At 66.8% G+C, this 1,616-nt stretch carries 2 pseudogenes; both read right to left on the bottom strand.

Annotated features, from left to right (window positions below):
- A pseudogene (locus tag EN994_RS30540) lies at nucleotides 1-1,378 on the bottom strand (phosphatidylserine/phosphatidylglycerophosphate/cardiolipin synthase family protein); the annotation flags it as partial.
- Nucleotides 1,375-1,616: pseudogene (locus EN994_RS30535) on the bottom strand (hypothetical protein); the annotation flags it as partial. The pseudogenes EN994_RS30540 and EN994_RS30535, both read right to left, overlap by 4 nt.

Genomic DNA, 1,616 nt, shown 5'->3' with positions numbered 1-1,616 from the left:
GGTGGAACAGGAAGCCGTCATGGATGTTGCGGCCGCCGATGATGGCGCGCGACCGCCGTGGATCGTCGGCAAGCGTCGCCAGCATCTTGACGTGATGGACCTTGTGCAATTGTGAAATCTGCTCGTCGATCGGCGCGCCCCGGTCCGCCCGCCAGCGATATTCCTGCAGCCCGACATTGGGGAATTCGGCCGCCAGCCGATGCAGCATGGCGTCGTCCTTGTCGCGCTCCAGCACGTCGGTGACCAGGATGCGCACCTTGGTGCCGAGGGCTGCATGATGACGGATCAGCCGTTCGATGATGCGGCCGGAGAAGTCGGCCTTGAACTCCAGGGATGACAGATAGATCAGCTTCAGTTTTGGGGCCCTGGAGAAGTCGAGCGGCAGCTCCGGGTCGCCCTTGTCGATGGCGCTGTCGGACAGCGGCGCTCCCATCAGCGCCTCGACCTTGGCGTTGAAGCCGTCGCGCGATTTGCGCAGCAGGCGCGGCTTTCCGATCGGCAAGGCACAGGTCTGCGACAGCCAACGGCTGGCATAGAAGGCGCGGCTGAGAGGATCGAGGCCGGTTGGGTCTGGCGTCGGGCAACGCTCGTAGCGACTGTCGAAAGCGGCAAGCGCCGGATCGGCGGTCTCTTCGCGTCGGATGGTGAGCGGCGCGCCGGCCGGAGCAAGGCTGGAGCGGATTCTTGCCGCGCAGCGGTTCAGGCCGTCACTTGGAAACAGGCTGACCGTATCGTCCTCGCCGGACAGGCGAAAGCGAAATGCCGTGCCCGTGGCGATGGTGCGTGAAGCGCCGCCGGCACGGATCGCCAGCGTGCCGTCGCAGACGCCTTCGATGTCGGCCGGTTGCTTGCCGGCCTGGCGCAGCACGATCTCGACGCTGCGCGCTTGCAGGCCGGAGAAATCGAAGGTCTTGGGCGCCGAAGGCCGCGCCGCCGCATCGATGTAGAGCGTCTGTCGCGACACCCGCCAGCGTCCGTCAAAATGACCCTCGCCGCTGTTGGCGTCGGCCGGCGGCAGATGCGTTTCGGCAACCGGCCCGGCCAGTTTTTGCAGCGTCCGGTAGGTCGCCTGGAAATCGCTGTTGGCGATCTCATGGCGGTCGTGGCCGAAAGGGCCGGTGCCGTTGGCGCGGTCCATGGCGCCAAGCTGATGGCGGGCGAGCAGCGCCAGGAAGCGTTTTTCGTAGTCGCTGGTGCCGGCGTCGCCGAAAAACTGCGCGGCGGCGATCCGCGGCCCAGCTGTCTCCGCGGAGAGCGCGGGTCGCGCGCAAGCGCTCTGGCCTTGCAGGAGATCGCAGGCATTGCGACCAGTACCGGCACAGCCGGCAAGGACAGCCAGCCCGAACAGAACAACGGCGATGAATGCGCGACCCTTCACCCGGCCGCTCCGGTCTTCAGGGCGCTCAATTGCGCCGGATCGCGCGGCGGCATGAAGCCCTGCGGGAAGACCTTGCAGACGGGAATGGCGAAGGTGGCGATCAGCAGTTCGGCCTCGCCGCGCATCTTGCGCGGCGTTGCGTTGTCGTCACGGATCGCTTTCGCCGAGGCGACCAGGGCGCCGTCGCAGTCGCAATGGTTGTGGCGGGCGGTGGAAAAGGCGTCATGCGGCTGGCAGG

Source organism: Mesorhizobium sp. M7A.F.Ca.CA.002.09.1.1, assembly GCF_003998555.1.
GTDB classification, from domain to species: domain Bacteria; phylum Pseudomonadota; class Alphaproteobacteria; order Rhizobiales; family Rhizobiaceae; genus Mesorhizobium; species Mesorhizobium ciceri.
The sequence above is the reverse complement of the archived record's forward strand: the minus strand, read 5'-3'. Positions and strand labels throughout refer to the sequence as shown.